This window comes from Psychrobacter vallis (assembly GCF_904846715.1).
Taxonomy (GTDB): Bacteria; Pseudomonadota; Gammaproteobacteria; order Pseudomonadales; family Moraxellaceae; genus Psychrobacter; species Psychrobacter vallis.
On record NZ_CAJHBU010000030.1, the window covers coordinates 1 to 18,976 of the forward strand.

An 18,976-nucleotide genomic window follows, 5' to 3' on the forward strand; every position below is an offset into this window, starting at 1 on the left:
GAGCTCGGGAATCAGTGTTTGATAGAATACTCTACGAAAAGCAGGATCTTGGTCAGCTGCCCATTCATCCAGTAACAAAGCTGCTTAGAAAGACAAAGGCCAACAGTTGGTTTTCTAACATCTATTAACATTTACGGTGCTTATCATGTCTATCTCAACGTTATCCAATGTTTTCGCTAATATACTGGCAACGACTGCTTCACGCTTGCCATTACCTGCTATCTGGACGGCTGGAACTGAACAACAGCGTACGTTGATGTTAGGGGTTTCCTTTGCTATCTTGTCCAATATCTTGTTTGGTGTGTTGTATGCATACAGCAGTTTTTTGGCACCGTTGTCAGGGACGCAAGTATTTATCTGGCGTATGCTAGCGATGTGGGCGGTGTTGGTTGGCTACCTGCTCATGAGTGGTCGGCTTAATATGCATATTGATAAGTTGCGTGCTTTGGGCTCAGTCAAACAATGGCTATGGTTGCTCGTACCCACGCCGATATTTTTGAGTCAATTTTGGTTGTTTATGTGGGCGCCTGTTAATGGACAAGGTGTCCAAACCGCGATGGGTTATTTCTTATTTCCGCTCATGATGGTGGTGTTTGGCTGCGTCTTTTTTGGCGAAAAATTGAGCCGCCTGCAGTGGCTTGCTGTCGCCTTTGCCGCAGTTGGGGTATGCAGTGAAATTGTGCGCACCCAAAGTGTGTCATGGGCGACGCTTTGGGTATGTGCGACATATCCACTATATTATATTTTACGTCGATTACAGGGTATTGGTGCCATTATTGGATTGTTGGTTGATTTGACGGTTTGCGCGCCATTTGCTGTGGCTTATTTATTCCTCTTTGCACCGAATAGTTTGATGTTAGTGACGGGTTCAGGGTTTTTTATGGCGATGCTAGCAGGATTGGGGTTACTGAGTGTCTTAGCAATGAAAACCAATGTCGATGCCAGTCAAATGCTACCAGTAAATGTCTATGGCATGATGAGCTATCTGGAGCCAGCATTGCTATTTATTTTGGCGGTGACCGTGCTGGGCAATCCGTTTGAGTCAGCGATGATTTATAGCTATGGATTGATTTGGCTTGGCATTGCTTGTCTCATTGCTCATGGTGTACGTCAGTTGCGCCGTGCTCGTAAAGGAATGCACATGGCAAAAATGGCCAATGCCGTTTAAAGAGTCATAAATGAAACCGATTTACCCAATAAAAAGGACGATTTAACAACATGTCAAATCGTCCTTTTGGTGTTAGATTAAAATAATCGATCTTTAATCTAAATGTTGCTTAAAGCCGCGCTGCTTATCACGTTCCCAGTCACGATCTTTTAGGGTTTTACGTTTGTCATGCTGCTTTTTACCCAGTGCTAAGCCAATTTGGCACTTCACCAGCGAATTTTTCCAATAGCAAGACAGCGGCACACAAGCATAGCCTTTTTGGTTGACGGCACCCATCAATTTTTCAATCTCACGGCGATTGAGCAGCAGCTTACGGGTACGAATGCTATCTGGGCTGACATGCGTTGAGCTACTAAGCAGCGGCTGAATATGCGCACCAAATAAGAAGGCTTCATTATTACGAAAGATGACATACGCTTCAGTGATGGTCATTTTGCCTGCACGAATGGCTTTTACTTCCCAGCCCTGTAGTGACAGTCCTGCTTCAAAGGTTTCTTCAATAAAATATTCATGACGAGCCTTTTTATTGGCGCAAATTTGATTGTCCGGTTTTTTTGATTTTTTTGACATAATTTCTCCGTAAGAACCCGTAAAAATACAGTGTTCTTATCTGACTAGTCCCACTAATTCCTCATCCTAACCCTTTCATTTAGATTATTTATCATTTGATTTAAATAGGGATGAGTCGAACCAAGTATTGTAGCAAAGCCTCTAGCGAAAAGGTAAACCAGCTGTTAGGACAAATGTAGCAGATAAGTATTAAGTTTGAGCAAAATTTGCTAGCATATGGCTTACTATCATCGGACATATTAGCCAAGCCATGAGCCACTCTACTTCTACCCATTCCTTCAAGTCTTCAAAGCTACATACCAAAATCTTGTACCCCGGTACTTTTGATCCTATTACCAATGGTCACGTAGACTTGGTGACACGTGCAACCAAACTGTTTGATGAGGTGGTGATTGCCGTTGCCTCAGGCCATCATAAAAAGCCTCTGTTTAATTTCGAGGAACGTGTGGCATTAGTTGAGACGGTGTTTGCTGATTTGCCGCAAGTATCGGTCATTGGTTTTGAGGGGTTATTGGTTGATTTTATGCGGGTTCAAGGTGCCACGGCTGTACTGCGCGGTCTGCGCGCCATGTCTGATTTTGAATATGAGTTTCAATTGGCCAATATGAACCGTGAGCTTGATGAAAACTTTGAAGCGGTGTTTTTGACCCCTTCTCAAAATTATTCGTTTATCTCCTCGACTATGATTCGTGAAATTGCCAGACTCGGCGGCGATGTCAATAAATTTGTGCCGTCCTGTGTCTCGCAAGCATTTGTCAAAAAACTGAATATCAACTAGGGCGTGTCATCAATTAGCACATTGATGCACTTTATGGCCTTAAAATGGCTAAATTTTCGCTAAACGGTGTCAAAATTCTTGTCAATATGTTCATATTCACTGCGAATTTTTCCTTGTTTAGCATCAATTTAGCTCATTTTAATGCTCATAATCTAACTGATGACACGCCCTAGCCAGAATATGCGCTGGCTACACTTGCTAAAGTAAGGTCAAGGTGCCAGTTAAGCGTGATACCAGTAACATATAGCAAGTAACATATAGTCAGATTAATATAAAAAAGCGTCAGCGAGACTGTGATAAATTTTTTGTAGCATCGAGCTGCGCAGGCACAGCAAGCAAGAAAAATGTATATCAGTCTCGCTCTATAATATTGTGTATTCATTTTATTCAGTATCGACTATATCAAAGGAGCCTCCTATGGCACTATTAATCACTGATGAATGCATCAATTGTGATGTGTGTGAGCCTGCCTGTCCGAATGAGGCCATCTCTGAAGGCGATGATATCTATGTTATCGATCCCGATTTATGCACCGAATGTGTGGGTCATTTTGATGAGCCACAATGTGTGGTGATTTGTCCTGTTGATTGTATTCCTCATGACCCAAACCATGTCGAAACCGAAAGCGATTTGCTGTCTAAATACAAACGTATTACGGGCCAGTAAGGCTTTACTACTGATGTAGGACAATGTTAAAAAATAGGAATCATATGATGAATACGGATATTCAACTTACAGTATGCTCGTTTGGCAAAATACCATTGTTTTTTAAGAGAGTGCTATGACAGTAAATATCTCTACTAGCGACTTTGATCAGCAACACCTCTGGCATCCGTATGCCAGCCTGCCGCCTACCTATTCCAACATTGTGATTGATCATGCCGAAGGTATTCACATTGTCACCGAGGACGGTACGCGCCTGATTGATGGTATGTCGTCGTGGTGGGCGAGCGTTCACGGCTATAATCATCCAAAACTGAATGAAGCGCTTACCAAGCAATTGGGCAAAATGGCGCACGTCATGTTTGGTGGATTGACCCATCAGCCAGCGATAGATTTGGGTAAAAAACTGCTCTCAATCGTGCCTGTTGGACTTGATGCTATATTTTATGCAGATAGTGGCAGTATTGCGGTAGAAGTAGCGCTAAAAATGGCGCTGCAATATCAAATAGCCGCCAATCGCCCTACTAAGCAGCAATTTGCCTCAACCCATTCTGGTTATTATGGCGATACATGGCATGCGATGAGTATTTGTGATCCTATTAATGGCATGCACAATTTGTATGGCAAACAGTTACCGATGCAGCATTTCGTCCCTGCGCCACCACTTGGGTTTGAACGCGCCTTGACGGCTGATGAGCGCACAGCATTGACGGATTTTTTCTCCAAACGGGCGTCCAAGCTGGCGGGATTTATCATTGAGCCAATTATTCAGGGCGCAGGAGGCATGCGTTTTTATAGCCCTGAATATTTGCAGTTACTGCGTCAATTGTGCGATGAGCACGATGTCTTGTTAATCGCGGATGAAATTGCCACTGGTTTTGGACGTAGTGGCAAGTTATTTGCTTGTGAACACGCTGATATTAGCCCTGATATTATGACGATTGGCAAAGCGCTAACGGGTGGTTATATGACCTTTGCCGCGACGTTATGCACTCGCAAAGTGGCTGACACGATTCATCAAAGTGATTATCCAGCGCTTATGCATGGGCCTACCTTTATGGGCAATCCGTTGGCTTGCGCGGTCGCCTGTGCGTCAATCGATTTGATACTGTCTTATGATATTGAAGCGCGCACTGCCAATATGCAAGCCATCATGGAGCAACAACTGGCACCAGCCGCAATGTTACATGGCGTCTTCGAAGTACGCTGTCTTGGCGCGGTCGCCGTTGTCGAGTTAGATGCGGCTGTTGATATGCCGATTTTTCAGTCGTTGCTGATTGAGAATGGCATTTGGGTCAGACCGTTTGGTAAATTGGTCTATATCATGCCGCCTTATGTGATTACTGATGATGAGCTAATAACCTTATGCCAAGCACTGTTAAAAGTGATACGCATCTATTTAGCAAAGCAAGGTCAGTTATGAGTATATTATTTGTCTCTGGTATCGATACCGATATTGGCAAAACCTATGCAACTGGCATGCTTGCCAAAGCGCTCATGCAGCAAGGCGTAAATGTCATCACTCAAAAGTTGGTGCAAACAGGCGTTTCTATAAATCCCGATACTGGCACAATGAACATTGCTGATGATATCGTGACCCATCGCACATTGATGGAGATTCCGCTACAGCAGTGTGACCTCAATTTTACCACTTGTCCTTATCGCTACGAAAAACCTGCGTCACCACACTTAGCTACTCAGTTATCAGGGGAAACATTAGATCCTGATGTCATTACTAGTGCTACCAAGCGATTGCAAGAACAGTATGATACGGTGCTGTTAGAAGGCGCAGGCGGGTTGCTGGTGCCGATAACCAAAGATTTATTAACGTTAGATTATATTACTGAACAAGGGTATCCTATAATTTTGGTCACATCCGGTCGTTTGGGCAGTATCAATCACACTTTACTCAGTTTGGAAGCCATAAAGTCACGCGGCTTGACTGTACATAGTGTCATCTATAATCATATTCATGATGAAGATTTTGATACCAATACAGACATAGAGATTGCCGCCAGTACGATGAAGTTTTTACAGCACTATCTGGAGCAATATTATCCAAAGACGCAATGGTTGACATTGGCTAAGCAGATGAAAGATGCAGCAAACGATGGTGACTTATCTTTGCCAGAAGGGTTTATTTAAGTGTTCTTATAATAAATGTTAATAAGTTTTTAATGCTTTTATAGCCATATTGAAAATAAACCAAAAAGAGATTCCCAGCCAAGCATGAGGTTTGCTATACTAGCGCGCTTGGTAGACTAGGCAATCGCCGCTGCACACTGGCAACAGACATGCAGGGGAGGAAAGTCCGGGCTACATAGGGCAGCGTGCCAGCTAACGGCTGGGCAGGGTAACTTGACGACCAGTGCAGCAGAGAGGAGACCGCCTTTGATTGTCGCAAGACGTCGATATCATCGGTAAGGGTGAAAGGGTGCGGTAAGAGCGCACCGCGTGGCTGGCAACAGTTCACGGCATGGTAAACTCCACGCGTAGCAAGACCAAATAGGCATCGGCATGGCGCGGCCCGCGTTCGATGCGGGTAGGTTGCTTGAGCGTATTAGCGATGATACGCCTAGAGGAATGATTGTCCACGACAGAACCCGGCTTATCGGTTTACCAAACCTTTTTTATCGTTTGTTGTTGTAAGAATGGCAATTAATTTGAATTAACTTCACTTTTTTTGCAAAAAATGTCTTTTAGGGGTTGACGGCAGTCAGCAGCTTGGGCATAATGTGCAGCCTAAAATGGCGATGTAGCTCAGCTGGTTAGAGCGCATGACTCATAATCGTGAGGTCAAGAGTTCAAGTCTCTTCATCGCCACCATTTATAGCAAGACTGCAGTACCAAAAAAGCCAATCCTTAGTGATTGGTTTTTTTTTGCGTTAAATAAATGGGTGTTTAAACAGTTTCTGTGAGAGGTTGACACGAGTGAGTACCGTATTAAATGTCTATTATCTAAGTAAGCTGTCGTGACTTCATGGGTAAATCCTCTCTGTGCTAACAAAATCGCCTTACTTTATAGTGGAAAACTGCTAGAATACCTTTTAGTTTTATTTTTCTATCACCCTTAATTTAGTAGGCGCTTTGTGACTGCATTAGCCAATATTCGTAACTTTTCAATCATTGCCCACATTGATCATGGCAAGTCGACGCTTGCTGATCGTTTTATTCAAATGTGCGGTGCCTTGCAAGATCGCGAGATGCAGGCGCAAGTACTGGACTCCATGGATATTGAGCGTGAGCGTGGTATCACTATCAAAGCGCAGTCGGTCACGTTGTTTTATGACCATCCTAATGGTGAGCGTTACCAGCTTAACTTCATTGATACTCCGGGCCACGTCGATTTTTCTTATGAAGTGTCGCGCTCACTAGCCGCTTGTGAAGGTGCGCTTTTGGTCGTTGATGCGGCGCAAGGGGTGGAAGCTCAGTCCGTGGCCAACTGCTATACCGCCGTTGATCAAGGTTTAGAGGTCATGGCGGTATTGAATAAAATCGATTTGCCACAAGTCGAGCCTGAACGCGTTATCCAAGAGATTGAAGATATCATCGGCATTGATGCTGTTGATGCACCGCGCGTCTCTGCCAAGTCGGGTCTGGGTGTCGACAAGCTATTAGAAGCTTTGGTTGAATTCATTCCAGCCCCAACTGGCGACCGCGAAGCCCCACTACAAGCACTGATCATTGATTCGTGGTTTGACAGTTATTTGGGTGTAGTTTCTTTAGTACGCGTGCGCCAAGGTACGGTAAAAAAAGGCGATAAGATTTATATTAAATCGACCAAAGAAGCGCATCCTGTCAGCTCTATCGGTGTCTTTACACCTAAGCCTTTAGATACGGGTATTTTAGAAGCAGGGGAAGTGGGCTTTATTATTGCGGGTATCAAAGACATTGCTGGGGCACCAGTTGGTGATACTATTACCCATTCCAAGACACCTGATGTGGAGCGTATTCCTGGGTTTAAGCAAATTACCCCGCAGGTATACGCTGGTATGTTCCCAGTAGAATCTACAGATTTCGAAAAGTTCCGTGAAGCGCTGCAAAAGCTACAAATTAATGATGCGTCATTATTCTTTGAACCAGATACCTCTGATGCATTGGGTTTTGGTTTCCGTTGTGGCTTTTTGGGTATGCTGCATATGGAGATTATCCAAGAGCGTCTAGAGCGCGAATATGACTTGGATCTAATCACCACTGCACCCTCGGTTATCTATGAGATTAAAAAGAAAGACGGTGAAGTGATTCATGTGGACAATCCTTCCAGATTGCCTGAGCCAAATAATATCGAAGAATTTCGTGAGCCGATTGCTCGTTGCCATATTTTGGTACCGCAAGATTACTTGGGTAATGTCATGACGCTATGTATCGAGCGCCGCGGTGTACAAGTTGATATGCGCTTTATGGGCAAGCAAGTTCAGCTTGTTTTTGATATTCCGATGGGTGAAGTGGTCATGGATTTCTTTGACCGCTTGAAGTCTGTCTCTCGTGGATTTGCATCATTAGATTATAATTTTGAACGTTATCAAGTGGATAAGCTCGTCAAAGTAGATGTATTGATTAATGGCGATAAAGTGGACGCGTTAGCGATGATTGTGCATGAAACCCAATCACGTTACCGTGGTAATGCGCTAGTCACTAAGATGAAAGAATTGATTCCGCGTCAGATGTTTGACGTGGCTATCCAAGCAGCTATTGGTAGTCAGATTATTGGCCGTAGTACAGTCAAAGCCATGCGTAAAGATGTATTGGCCAAGTGCTATGGTGGCGATGTATCACGTAAGAAAAAACTGCTGTCTAAGCAAAAAGCAGGCAAGAAACGTATGAAGCAGGTTGGGAATGTCGAAATCCCCCAAGAAGCCTTTTTAGCAGTGTTACAAGTTGATAGCTAACTGCTGAACCCATCTCATTTGGTTTTTGCGCATAATAATACGTCAAGTGTGGCTGGTCTCATGGTCTAAGTAGTGAGATAAGCTGCTAGTTAATAGGCAATTTGGTATGGATTTTGATTTTAATTTGATTTTAGTGCCGTTGACTATAGGCTTGGGTATTATTTGGCTATTGGATAAACTGGCGCTAAAGCAACGTAAAACGCGTGGACGTGGTCAAGAGAGCTTATTGGTTCGCTGGGCTTATGATTTTTTCCCCGTATTGGCAGTGGTGTTAATAGTACGCTCGTTCTTGATTGAACCTTTTAATATTCCCTCATCCTCTATGGTGCCAACTTTATATACAGGCGACTTTATCGCTGTTAATAAGTATGCCTATGGTGTGCGATTGCCGCTGACTTATAATAAGGTATTGGATACAGGCGAGCCTGACCATGGTGATGTCGCAGTATTTCGTTATCCTGAAAACCCAAGCATTTATTATATCAAACGTGTCATTGGTCTGCCTGGCGATACCGTTAGCTATGATCAAGGAACTATTTCTATCAATGATGTGCCGGTTGACACCAAACCAATTGATTTCGCTGCGGATACAGAGTTGACCTCACAGCTGTATTTGCCAGGGCAAATTGCTCCTGATCAGGTACTGACAGAAGAAAGTGCGGCACAGATGGGTCAACAAGAAGAAACAGAAGCGCGTTATTTTCAAGAGATACAAGGTGATAATCAACATCTTGTCCGCTACTTAAATGGCATGAACAGTGCTCAGTACGCGCCATTTTTGCAACAGCAATCGCCAGAAGTGGTCAGTTCAGAAGGCACCAGCTGGCGGATTCAGGTTCCAGACGGGCAGTATTTTGTCATGGGTGATAACCGCGATCGCAGTGCTGATGGTCGGTTTTGGGGCTTTGTACCTGATGAGAACTTAGCTGGTAAGGCTGTTTATATTTGGATGCATAAACCACCAGGACTCAATTTACCAACCTTTAAACGTAATGGTACTATCGATTAAGTCTGTAGGAATCGCTATTGGTTTATTTATCGATAATAGTTTTGTGCTAATATTGTTACTATTTTATTTAATAAACAGAGACCTAGCACCTAGGCATTTATCAAAAATAGTCATCTACCAGTAGAGAGATACCATAATGCAGCAATTATCTGGATTGGCCACACAGCGTGGTGCTAGTGTAACGAGCATCGTTTTAATTATTATAGTTCTAGGCATTGCTGTCAAATTGATGATTGCTATTGTACCTGCTCAAATCGGCGATTATCAGTTAACTAAGACGTTAAGCGCACAGCTCAATGAGTCCAATAGTAATAACGAGACAGCCAAACAGTTCGTCGAACGTGTCAATAAACAGTTGTCTATCAACGCTGATTATGATACCAAAGCCGAAGACATATTGGTTTTTACCAATAAAAAGACCGGTCAATTGGCTGTCCGCAAGGAATACGTAGTCACCAAAAACTTCTTTGCCAATGTTGATATCGTCAATCGTTTCGAAGGTGATATTACTATGGCAACAGCAGAATAATTTAAGAGGATTTTTATCTTCTTTGTACCAAACGAGCAACAACTATTTTCCATTAAACCAGTAAAACAGAAGGGATAACCAAAAGCCACGCATGAAACCAACTTCGCAGCATTCCCAAGCGGTTCCTACTTCCCAAAAAAATAGCACGTCGGTTGACACGCTTGTTGTTAGTGCAGAATTTATTCAGCGCTTAGCAGTATTAACGCGCAAGTTAGGTTATGTGTTTAATGATTTGAGCCTACCAAAGCTTGCATTGACACACCGCTCATTTGATAGCAAAAAAAACTATGAGCGCCTAGAGTTTTTGGGCGATGCACTATTAGGAATGATTGTAGGTGAGGCTTTATATCATCGTTATCCTAGTCAAAATGAAGGACGTTTAACCCGTATGCGTGCGACGTTGGTGCGCCAAGAATCACTGGTTATTATTGCCCAAAATTTAGAGCTTTCCAATCATCTTATCTTAGGGGTAGGTGAGCGCAAAGGCGGCGGGCGCAATCGTGCTTCTATATTGGCTGATGCGGTGGAGTCTCTGATTGGCGCTATCTACTTAGATAGCCAAGATATGGACATTGCGCGTGATTGTGTTCTCTCGTGGTATGGGGATTTGATTGATAGCGTGAATGATCAAAAAGCCCTAAAAGATGCCAAGAGTCGATTGCAAGAGTGGCTACAATCCAAGCAGTTTGATTTGCCACATTATGAGCTTATGGAAACGCGTGGCAACGCACCGCATCAAATTTTTGTCGTACGTTGTCACGTTAATATCCATAATTGTCTTGATATTACTGAATCTGGGGAGAGCCGCCGTATTGCTGAACAAAAAGCAGCCGAGCTGATGATTAATCAGTTACACAAGCTTCCCGCTTCAGCCAAAAAGCGTTCATAGTTGAGACAATGATAGTGAGTTCAGTATAAAAAAGAGTCAGCGGGACTGGAATCCTTATCTTTAAACGAGAAGTTTCGCCGCATCGAGCTGCGCAGGCGCAGCAAGCCAGAAACATTTATACCAGTTCAACGCTCCAATATAATGTATCTGCTTTATTTAGAATCGACTATATTTGTTGCAAATACAATGTTCAATTTACTATACCTTTTTAAGTAGTCTTTACGCTAACAAGCACTTATTCTATTTATCTTAAATATTACTTATTTTAAAACCTCAAATATTCTCCAGTCGAGAACTGTGCCGCTTTTGTAGTGCTGATACCATCTATACACCATTAAGTGCCGTTTGACTGGCTATAAACTTTACAGGATTAACCTATGAGCAATCGTACTGATTTGCCATCAAATAATGAAGATATTTCTAACAATATGACTGAAAACACAGAGATAAATCCAAGCCAAGACAATGCCGATATAACCAATGATGAGATCAATGATTCAGAAGATATCACATTAGAAAATGACATGGCGATCGAGGAATTTTTTGCCCCGAGCGGTCATGAAGCGATGGCTGATGACTTTAAAACAGGCTATGTTGCCATTGTTGGACGTCCAAACGTTGGTAAGTCGACCTTAATGAACCATTTGTTGGGTCAAAAACTATCTATCACGTCACGTAAACCGCAAACGACTCGTCACCGCATCCACGGTATTTTGTCAAATCATGAGATGCAGGCGGTGTTTGTTGATACACCGGGTATTCATCGCAATGAAGTACGTGCTATTAACGAGCGCATGAATAAAGCCGCCGTATCTGCCTTGGTAGACGTTGATTTAGTGTTATTTGTTGTTGATTCAGACCAATGGCGTGATGATGATTTATTAGTTCTACAAAAGCTTGGCGACACAAATCTAAATGTGGTATTGGTCATTAATAAAGCAGATACCTTAAAAGATAAAGGCAGCGTGTTGCCGCTGATTGAAACATTTAATGACAGCTTTGATTTTGCTGATATCGTACCCGTATCTGCTTTAAAAAACCAAAACCTAGATCGTCTACAAGAGGTGATTGCCTCGCATCTACCCATTGCTGCCCCGATCTATGATACCGAGCAAATCACTGATCGCTCAGAGCGATTTTTGGCGAGTGAAATCATCCGCGAAAAAATCATGCGTAGTGCTGGGGATGAAGTACCTTATGATTTAACCGTGCAGATTGATGCCTTTAAAGATGAGCCTGCGCATACTGATCCAAAAACTGGTCGTCCGCGTAAGGCCTGTACGTTCATCGATGCGACTATTTATGTCGAGCGTAGCGGCCAAAAAGCCATTGTGATTGGTGACAAAGGTCAACGTATCAAGCAAGTCGGTATGGATGCTCGTAAAGATATGGAACAGCTTTTTGATAAAAAAATTATGCTGACACTGTGGGTCAAAGTGAAACGTGGTTGGTCTGATGACGAACGTGCGTTGACCAGCTTAGGATACTAATAGCGACTTGATAAATGCTTTTTGACAATCATGTAGATGCTCGGATAACAAGAAATGCGTAATGAAGCGTTAGTTGGTTATTTATTACATCAGCGCCCTTATCAAGAAAAGCGCGCCTTATATTATTTATTTTCTCAGCAATATGGTGTGATACATGGTGTTGGGAAAAAGGGTGCGCCGCTATTTATGCCGTTACAGCTTTTTGCTTCGGGCAAACGTGATTTAAAAACATTCAGCCAAATCGGCATCACCTCCCAAAATACTGTTGAAATAGAGGTAAGCAACGACCCTGATAGTAATAGTGCAGCGCTTGTGCCTTACGAAAATATTACCGGTCAACATCAATACTCAGCATTGTATTTAAACGAGATACTGTGGAAGCTATTGCCTACTGAAGACCCAATGCCAGTATTGTGGCAACATTATCAGAATAGTCTACGTCAACTTAGGCAGCCTCTAAGTGCCAACGAGTTGCGTTTGTGTTTGCGGAGATTTGAGCAGCACTTGTTTGACGAGTTAGGCTTCACTTTAACGCTAACGCACGACAGTGTCCAAGATACGCTCGAAGCGGATTGTTTTTATCGTTTTTTGCCTGATGTGGGTTTATTGCCCATCGCGTTGAATAATATACATTCTGAGCATTTAGAGAGCGAGTCTGCACAGACTGTTTTTAGGGGTGCTGATATTATTCAGATGGCAGAGTCAGGTATTACCGAAACAACACTGAATAATTGGTCAAAGCTACATCGTTATCTGCTTGATCATTTACTTGACTATCAACCCTTGCAAAGTCGTTTGCTATGGCAACAGCAGCAGCGCTATCAAAAGGATTTTTTATGACTACGTCTTTCTCTCTTTCGTCGAAAGACATCTCGCAACAACCATTGTTAGGCGTGAACATTGATCATGTAACCACGTTGCGTCAAGCCCGCGGTGTTCATTATCCGAGTGAGTCCTTTAGACGCGGCCTTATTGTGTGAGAAAGCGGGGGCAGATGGTATCACCCTACATTTGCGTGAAGATCGACGTCATATTCAAGATTCAGATGTTTATGAGATGGCAGGTAAATTGACCACTAGAATGAATCTAGAGATGGCAGCCACATCTGAGATGCTTGAAATTGCTTGTAAGGTTAAGCCATTCTGGGTTTGCTTAGTCCCCGAAAAGCGTGCGGAGCTGACGACAGAAGGTGGTCTTGATGTTGCAGGTCAGGTAACTTGGCTAACAGACTATATTGAAAAATTATAAGCCGCAGCAATCAAAGTTTCCTTGTTCATTGATCCAGAAAAAACGCAAATTTCTGCCGCCATAAATTGCGGAGCAGATGCCATCGAATTACATACAGGTGCTTACGCTGAAGCAGGTCTGGCAGGCTATTCAGATATACAAGATACGGAGTTGCAGCGAATCAAACAAGCAGTGGCTATTGCTCAGCGTATGGATAACAAGCTTTTGGTCAATGCTGGTCATGGTCTGACACGTGACAATGTCAATGCTATTGCTCAAATTGAGGGCATATACGAGTTGAACATCAGACATGCACTTATTGCCGATGCCGTATTCGTAGGACTTGAGCAAGCTGTTGTTATGATGAAAAATACCATGCACAAAGACAGTTAAATGGTGTCATGTACCATTTTTACTAGTCATCGCATTCCGTAGGGTGATTTTCGTTAAGTTTTTGCTTCACTGTGCCTGTTTGATTGAATGATATTAGGTACATGGCTGTATTATAAGCAACGGTTGGACAGTATTTGATATGGCCAAAATGACCTCGAGGTGTGCCGCTATTACCCCAAAACTTCGTATAATGGCGTTTGTTTCCTACTCTCAAGCTTAGCCGGCTGTATTTAAGGTTCAAGGAAATCTGAGTTAGCAAAAAATCTATTTCAGCATCAAAATCGTTATTGTCATTTTTATCTATAAACAGCAAAAGTGCCTTGTCACCATCTCTGCGGCAGTGCTCTCCAGTATCAGATAAGCAAACCAATACATTTTCTCTTCTGGTATAACTTTCCGCTTTGGCCAAAGTAAGTGTGTTTTCTAACTGACTTTTAACGCGTTTGGCTTCCATGCTCGCTAGTTGTATTTGGATAGCGGGAGCTGCGATAGTTATTATGATGGTTAACACAGTGAGGGTCACCATGAGCTCAACTAGTGTAAAACCTTGGTTGGTTTTGCAAATAGAGAGCTTGCTGTAATGTGACGATATCTTATAAAGCAGGGTCATAAAGCATTATTGCCTGTGATAAGTACTCTGAGGCGGTAAAAAATCTCATTTCTTAGCGTTATTGGCTAAATATAGTAGGTGTAAAATAATGTCGACTATTATAATATAAACAGAATATATGTCTAATGTCAAAAAATGTTTCAATTAGTGAATGCTGAGTTTTAATAATAGAGAAAAATAACTAACTGTATTAAAATGGCTTCAGACAATAGATACTGTTAAGTTCGTTATCTATTGCGAACTGACATACAAAAGATAAAAAGCGTAAGGTGTGTTGGTTCTAAGTAACTTGAGCTGGTTATTGTGTTTTGGTTACAACATTATCGTGTAATAATGTGTAGCTGGTTAACGAAAAAAGTTGTAAACTGAATTGATAATCGCTAAGCTACTCCTTAATTGGTTTTGCTTTGTAACTTAAAATGCGTAAAAGATGTCTATTTTAGAGCGTCTTGAAAATCGGTTTTGCTTAACGCATTACTAAAATTATCCTTTGGAGGAAGTCCATGAAATTGAATAAAATAGCTCTAGCTCTGTTTGCCGTAACAGCTGCTCCTTTAGCAGCTAATGCTGGCGTAACTATCAGCCCATTATTACTTGGTTATCATTACAGCGAAGGTGCTGACGATGAACAAGTTGAGATTATGGGTGATGCTAACGGTAACGGTTTCTATAAAGAAAACGGTCTGTACACAGGTGCGGCACTAGGTATTGAATTGACGCCTTCTACTCAGTTCCAAGTAGAATATGGTGTTTCTAATACTGACGGTATCAGTGATACTGCTGCTGGCTCTTTCGATGCTGAACAAAGAATGATCTCTGGTAACTTCTTGATCGGTACAGAAGAGTTCACTGGCTATACTGATAGTGCATTCAAACCATATGTATTGGTTGGTGCGGGTCAGTCAAAAATTGAAGTAGAAGATGCAGCAGGTAACTTTGTTACAGGTTCTAAAGATACTATCGGTAACCTAGGTTTAGGTGCTATGTATCGTATGAATGATGCATTAAGCCTACGTGGTGAAGCACGTGCGATTCATAACTTTGATAACAACTGGTGGGAAGGCATGGCTTTGGCCGGTCTAGAAGTTGTACTTGGTGGTCATTTAGCACCAACCGTAGCAGTACCACCAATGCAAGAGCCAGTTGTTGACAATACTCCAGTAATTATTGTTGAATCTGATCTTGATTCTGACGGTGACGGCGTACCTGATAGCATCGATGCATGCCCAGGCACTCCAATGAACGTTGTTGTTGATGAGCGTGGTTGCCCAGTACCAGTAGATATTACTGATGAACTAAAAATGGAACTACGTGTATTCTTTGATAACGACAAATCAGCTATCAAAAATCAATATAAGCCAGAAATCGCTAAAGTAGCAGAGAAGATGCGTGAGTATCCTAACTCTATGGCGCGTGTAGAAGGTCATGCTTCTAAGACTGGTCCATCAGCACGTTATAACCAACGTCTGTCTGAAGCTCGTGCCGTTGCTGTTAAATCTATGCTAACTAACGAATTCGGTATCGCTCCAAACCGTCTATCAACTGTTGGCTATGGTTACGATAACCCAATCGCGCCAAACGATACTGAAGAAGGCCGCGCTATGAACCGTCGTGTTTATGCCATCATCACTGGTGACAAAACAATGACTGTTGAACAAACTAAAGATATGGTTATTCAGTAAGTAGTAGCCAATCGGTTATGATATTAAATAGTTAGTTACAAAAAAAGCTACCCATTGGGTGGCTTTTTTTTATTTATGTATTGAGAAAAGCAAGTTATTACATAAATTTATGAAGCAATAATGTTATACTAGCCGCCCAAACATTCTGTAAGTTGACAGGATGTACATTAGCATAGCCATCTGTACGATGAATTCATCAGCATAGATATTTGATTGTATTGAAATTATTTTATTTTTTTTGACCTTCACTATGATAAGGTTATCTGAAAATAGCTACTCAATATCTGTCTGATTTATTATAGAAGTTTATCCAGCGGCGCTTACTGCTACTGCATTTTTTTAAGACAAAACGAGCATTTTATATGGCGAACGATATCAAACACCTGCGTAACATTGCAATTATTGCCCACGTTGACCACGGTAAAACGACTTTGGTTGATAAGCTATTACATCAATCTGGTACTTTTGGCGACCGTGCAAACATTGCTGAACGTGCAATGGACTCAGGTGATATTGAGCAAGAACGTGGTATTACTATTTTGGCTAAAAATACAGCCATCCGCTGGACAGACCAGACTGAAGACACTGAATATCGTATCAACATTGTGGATACTCCAGGTCACGCCGATTTCGGTGGTGAAGTTGAGCGTGTAATGTCAATGGTTGATTGCGTACTTCTAGTTGTCGATGCTGTTGATGGTCCGATGCCTCAAACTCGTTTTGTTACACAAAAAGCATTTGAGCAAGGTCTAAAGCCAATTCTTGTTATTAACAAAATTGACCGTCCTGGCTCACGTCCTGATTGGGTAATGGATCAAATATTTGATCTGTTTGACAACCTAGGCGCCACAGATGAGCAGTTGGATTTCCCAGTAGTGTATGCGTCAGCATTAAATGGCGTCGCAGGTCTAGAAGCAGACAATTTAGCTGATGACATGACACCACTTTTTAAAACTATCGTTGATGTTGTGCAAGCGCCACAGGTTGATGCAGATGCACCATTCCGTATGCAAATCTCAAGCCTTGATTACAATAGCTTTGTTGGTGTTATCGGTATTGGTCGTATTCAACGCGGTAAAGTTAAAACAAACACACAAGTGACGGTCATTGATAAGCATGGTAAAACGCGTAATGGCCGTATCTTAAAGATTATGGGCTATCATGGTCTTGACCGCATTGAAGTAGAAGATGCACAAGCGGGTGACATCGTCTGTATTACAGGTATTGACGCGCTGAATATTTCAGACACGATTTGTGATCCTAACAATGTTGAGGCACTACCAGCACTAACGGTAGATGAGCCAACCGTATCTATGAACTTCCAAGTAAATAACTCACCTTTCGCTGGTCGTGATGGTAAGTTTGTGACTTCACGTAATATCCGTGAACGTCTTGAGCGTGAACTGATTCACAACGTAGCCTTACGTGTAGAAGATACTGAATCTCCTGATAAATTTAAAGTATCAGGTCGCGGTGAGCTTCATTTGTCTGTACTGATCGAAAACATGCGCCGTGAAGGTTTCGAGATGGGTGTATCAGGCCCAGAAGTTATTGTTAAAGAAGTTGATGGTAAGCTGCATGAGCCATATGAAAATGTTGTCTTTGATATTGAAGACGGACATCAAGGTTCTATTATGGAGCAGATTGGTCTACGCAAAGGCGAGATGACCAACATGGAGCTTGACGGTAAAGGTCGTATGCGCATTGAAGCGACCATGCCAGCTCGTGGTTTGATCGGTTTCCGCTCAGAGTTCCTAACACTGACTTCAGGTAGTGGTATCATGACGTCAAGCTTCTCACATTATGGTCCGCAAAAGATCGGTGAGGTTGGTGGTCGTTCTAATGGCGTATTGGTTTCTATGGCAAACGGTACTTGCCTAGGCTTTGCACTGTTTAATCTGCAGAAGCGTGGTAAGTTGTTCGCTGAGCCACAGCTTGAAGTTTATGAAGGTATGATTGTTGGTCTAAACTCTCGTAACGATGATATGGCCGTCAACCCTACCACTGCTAAGCAATTAACCAACGTTCGTGCTAGTGGTACAGATGAAGCGTTGACTTTGACGCCAGCCGTTAAATTTACGCTTGAACAAGCACTTGAATTTATTCAAGATGATGAACTGGTCGAAGTAACACCAAAAGCGGTTCGTATTCGTAAGCGCTATTTGACCGAGAGTGAGCGTAAGCGTCATGGTCGTGGTAAAAAAGGTGCTTAATAGTTTGATATAAGTTGATAGTTTGACTTAAGCAGAATCAAACAACAAAAAAGGCTAACGCAATGTTAGCCTTTTTTTATTGTCTATCGATAAAGTTGTTGTCTTTGATAATCTTATATTATTGAAGTGTCTTAAAAATAACTGATTATGGAGTCACAACTACATAATCGTTAGTGTTGATCAAAATCTCTGATGGTCGGTCGACGACAATGCGTACAATATTACTATTATCAACTTGTGATTTATAGTAGTTATCTTCGGCGACAGTACAACCTAAGCAACGCCCCATTGCATCCCAAGGTTCGACGAATAGCTTTTGCTGCGCTTGATCTGCGTTACCACCGATTAGAGAAAAAGGCAAACTAACCAGATAGGCGGCAGTGCCTGCAACGGCAGTTACAAGTTGTAGAGGCTTACCCACGACAGTATCAACCACCATGGTTTCGTAGGAAGGTCCAAAGTCTGTTTCATCAATTTCTATTGCTGCCAAGGCGGGCTGCATACTAGCGACCAATAAACTCAAACTTGCGGCCACATTAAAAACTTTCTGCTTAGATGTGCGTCGGTTCTTGGCTTTAACAGTCATAACGGTATCCTAAAATTCATAATTAATATGATTGCTTGCTGCTGCTATTTCTACATAGAAATACCGCGGCGATGATAGATGAATTAAATATTACAGACAACTAAACAGTATGCACTATTTATGTAAATCCTAGCACTATTAAAGCAAGATGCGCGTTAATAAGCAATACAAATGCGTGCCGTTTAGCAACCATAGCAAAAATATAGGGGCTGTAGTAGATAAGGATTAAATATCACACCATTTCCTCAGAGTTTTAAGCTGATTAGATGGTGACCCGTAG

At 42.3% G+C, this 18,976-nt stretch carries 16 protein-coding genes, 1 tRNA gene, 1 other RNA gene and 1 pseudogene; 16 read left to right on the plus strand and 3 right to left on the minus strand.

The window, feature by feature from the left end; translation table 11 throughout:
- Window positions 1–145 precede the first annotated feature (145 nt).
- On the plus strand, window positions 146–1,168 hold the full coding sequence (gene rarD, locus JMY02_RS13100; RefSeq protein WP_201599035.1) for an EamA family transporter RarD: 1,023 nt from the start codon (window positions 146–148) through the stop codon (window positions 1,166–1,168).
- Window positions 1,169–1,261: 93 nt separating this feature from the next.
- On the opposite strand, the gene smpB is transcribed toward rarD, so the two are convergent.
- The gene (gene smpB / locus JMY02_RS13105) at window positions 1,262–1,738 is read right to left on the minus strand and encodes an SsrA-binding protein SmpB (protein WP_201599040.1); all 477 of its coding nucleotides are present in this window, start codon (window positions 1,736–1,738) and stop codon (window positions 1,262–1,264) included.
- Window positions 1,739–1,988: 250 nt separating this feature from the next.
- On the opposite strand from smpB, the gene coaD reads away from it, so the two are divergent.
- From coaD to JMY02_RS13170, 13 genes and pseudogenes are all read left to right on the plus strand, one after another.
- Entirely contained in the window at window positions 1,989–2,516 is a 528-nt protein-coding gene (gene coaD / locus JMY02_RS13110) for a pantetheine-phosphate adenylyltransferase (protein WP_201599042.1), read from the plus strand.
- Window positions 2,517–2,933: 417 nt separating this feature from the next.
- Window positions 2,934–3,182, plus strand: coding sequence for a YfhL family 4Fe-4S dicluster ferredoxin (locus JMY02_RS13115; RefSeq protein ID WP_021814308.1), 249 nt, complete (start codon window positions 2,934–2,936; stop codon window positions 3,180–3,182).
- Window positions 3,183–3,297: 115 nt separating this feature from the next.
- Entirely contained in the window at window positions 3,298–4,602 is a 1,305-nt protein-coding gene (gene bioA, locus JMY02_RS13120) for an adenosylmethionine--8-amino-7-oxononanoate transaminase (protein ID WP_201599045.1), read from the plus strand.
- Window positions 4,599–5,324, plus strand: coding sequence for a dethiobiotin synthase (bioD, locus tag JMY02_RS13125; RefSeq protein WP_201599048.1), 726 nt, complete (start codon window positions 4,599–4,601; stop codon window positions 5,322–5,324). Before bioA ends, bioD begins: the two co-directional genes overlap by 4 nt.
- Before the next feature lie 108 nt (window positions 5,325–5,432).
- An RNA gene (gene rnpB / locus JMY02_RS13130) (RNase P RNA component class A) lies at window positions 5,433–5,806 on the plus strand.
- A 122-nt stretch (window positions 5,807–5,928) separates the two neighbouring features.
- Window positions 5,929–6,005 (plus strand) — tRNA-Met (locus JMY02_RS13135).
- A 263-nt stretch (window positions 6,006–6,268) separates the two neighbouring features.
- Entirely contained in the window at window positions 6,269–8,068 is a 1,800-nt protein-coding gene (lepA, locus tag JMY02_RS13140; RefSeq protein WP_201599051.1) for a translation elongation factor 4, read from the plus strand.
- A gap of 106 nt (window positions 8,069–8,174) precedes the next feature.
- Window positions 8,175–9,077: a signal peptidase I gene (gene lepB / locus JMY02_RS13145; protein ID WP_201599054.1), complete on the plus strand. Its 903-nt coding sequence runs from the start codon at window positions 8,175–8,177 to the stop codon at window positions 9,075–9,077.
- Window positions 9,078–9,213: 136 nt separating this feature from the next.
- Window positions 9,214–9,606: a DUF4845 domain-containing protein gene (locus JMY02_RS13150; protein ID WP_227678526.1), complete on the plus strand. Its 393-nt coding sequence runs from the start codon at window positions 9,214–9,216 to the stop codon at window positions 9,604–9,606.
- A 91-nt stretch (window positions 9,607–9,697) separates the two neighbouring features.
- Window positions 9,698–10,495, plus strand: coding sequence for a ribonuclease III (rnc, locus tag JMY02_RS13155; protein WP_201599056.1), 798 nt, complete (start codon window positions 9,698–9,700; stop codon window positions 10,493–10,495).
- 524 nt (window positions 10,496–11,019) lie between these two features.
- Window positions 11,020–11,985, plus strand: a complete 966-nt coding sequence (era, locus tag JMY02_RS13160) for a GTPase Era (RefSeq protein ID WP_227678527.1) — start codon at window positions 11,020–11,022, stop codon at window positions 11,983–11,985.
- Window positions 11,986–12,039: 54 nt separating this feature from the next.
- Complete coding sequence (gene recO / locus JMY02_RS13165; RefSeq protein WP_201599059.1) at window positions 12,040–12,825, plus strand: DNA repair protein RecO; 786 nt, start codon at window positions 12,040–12,042, stop codon at window positions 12,823–12,825.
- Window positions 12,822–13,605: pseudogene (locus JMY02_RS13170) on the plus strand (pyridoxine 5'-phosphate synthase). The gene recO and the pseudogene JMY02_RS13170 overlap by 4 nt, the downstream one beginning before the upstream one ends.
- A 22-nt stretch (window positions 13,606–13,627) precedes the next feature.
- Here the strand turns inward: JMY02_RS13170 and JMY02_RS13175 are convergent.
- Window positions 13,628–14,215, minus strand: a complete 588-nt coding sequence (locus JMY02_RS13175; RefSeq protein WP_201599062.1) for a GspH/FimT family pseudopilin — start codon at window positions 14,213–14,215, stop codon at window positions 13,628–13,630.
- A 503-nt stretch (window positions 14,216–14,718) separates the two neighbouring features.
- Here JMY02_RS13175 and JMY02_RS13180 point away from each other — a divergent pair.
- A complete protein-coding gene (locus JMY02_RS13180; protein ID WP_201599064.1) occupies window positions 14,719–15,897 on the plus strand; it encodes an OmpA family protein in 1,179 nt (392 codons plus the stop codon).
- Between the two features lie 362 nt (window positions 15,898–16,259).
- Entirely contained in the window at window positions 16,260–18,110 is a 1,851-nt protein-coding gene (typA, locus tag JMY02_RS13185; RefSeq protein ID WP_201599067.1) for a translational GTPase TypA, read from the plus strand.
- Window positions 18,111–18,255: 145 nt separating this feature from the next.
- Here the strand turns inward: typA and JMY02_RS13190 are convergent, their stop codons facing one another.
- A complete protein-coding gene (locus tag JMY02_RS13190; protein ID WP_265087977.1) occupies window positions 18,256–18,645 on the minus strand; it encodes a hypothetical protein in 390 nt (129 codons plus the stop codon).
- Window positions 18,646–18,976: the final 331 nt, after the last annotated feature.

Excerpts from the sequence above, each read along its gene's own strand:
- rarD (WP_201599035.1), top strand. The coding sequence starts at position 146 with ATGTCTATCTCAACGTTATCCAATGTTTTCGCTAATATACTGGCAACG.
- smpB (WP_201599040.1), bottom strand. The coding sequence starts at position 1,738 with ATGTCAAAAAAATCAAAAAAACCGGACAATCAAATTTGCGCCAATAAA.
- coaD (WP_201599042.1), top strand. The coding sequence starts at position 1,989 with ATGAGCCACTCTACTTCTACCCATTCCTTCAAGTCTTCAAAGCTACAT.
- JMY02_RS13115 (WP_021814308.1), top strand. The coding sequence starts at position 2,934 with ATGGCACTATTAATCACTGATGAATGCATCAATTGTGATGTGTGTGAG.
- bioA (WP_201599045.1), top strand. The coding sequence starts at position 3,298 with ATGACAGTAAATATCTCTACTAGCGACTTTGATCAGCAACACCTCTGG.
- bioD (WP_201599048.1), top strand. The coding sequence starts at position 4,599 with ATGAGTATATTATTTGTCTCTGGTATCGATACCGATATTGGCAAAACC.
- lepB (WP_201599054.1), top strand. The coding sequence starts at position 8,175 with ATGGATTTTGATTTTAATTTGATTTTAGTGCCGTTGACTATAGGCTTG.
- JMY02_RS13150 (WP_227678526.1), top strand. The coding sequence starts at position 9,214 with ATGCAGCAATTATCTGGATTGGCCACACAGCGTGGTGCTAGTGTAACG.
- rnc (WP_201599056.1), top strand. The coding sequence starts at position 9,698 with ATGAAACCAACTTCGCAGCATTCCCAAGCGGTTCCTACTTCCCAAAAA.
- era (WP_227678527.1), top strand. The coding sequence starts at position 11,020 with ATGGCGATCGAGGAATTTTTTGCCCCGAGCGGTCATGAAGCGATGGCT.
- recO (WP_201599059.1), top strand. The coding sequence starts at position 12,040 with ATGCGTAATGAAGCGTTAGTTGGTTATTTATTACATCAGCGCCCTTAT.
- JMY02_RS13175 (WP_201599062.1), bottom strand. The coding sequence starts at position 14,215 with ATGACCCTGCTTTATAAGATATCGTCACATTACAGCAAGCTCTCTATT.
- JMY02_RS13180 (WP_201599064.1), top strand. The coding sequence starts at position 14,719 with ATGAAATTGAATAAAATAGCTCTAGCTCTGTTTGCCGTAACAGCTGCT.
- typA (WP_201599067.1), top strand. The coding sequence starts at position 16,260 with ATGGCGAACGATATCAAACACCTGCGTAACATTGCAATTATTGCCCAC.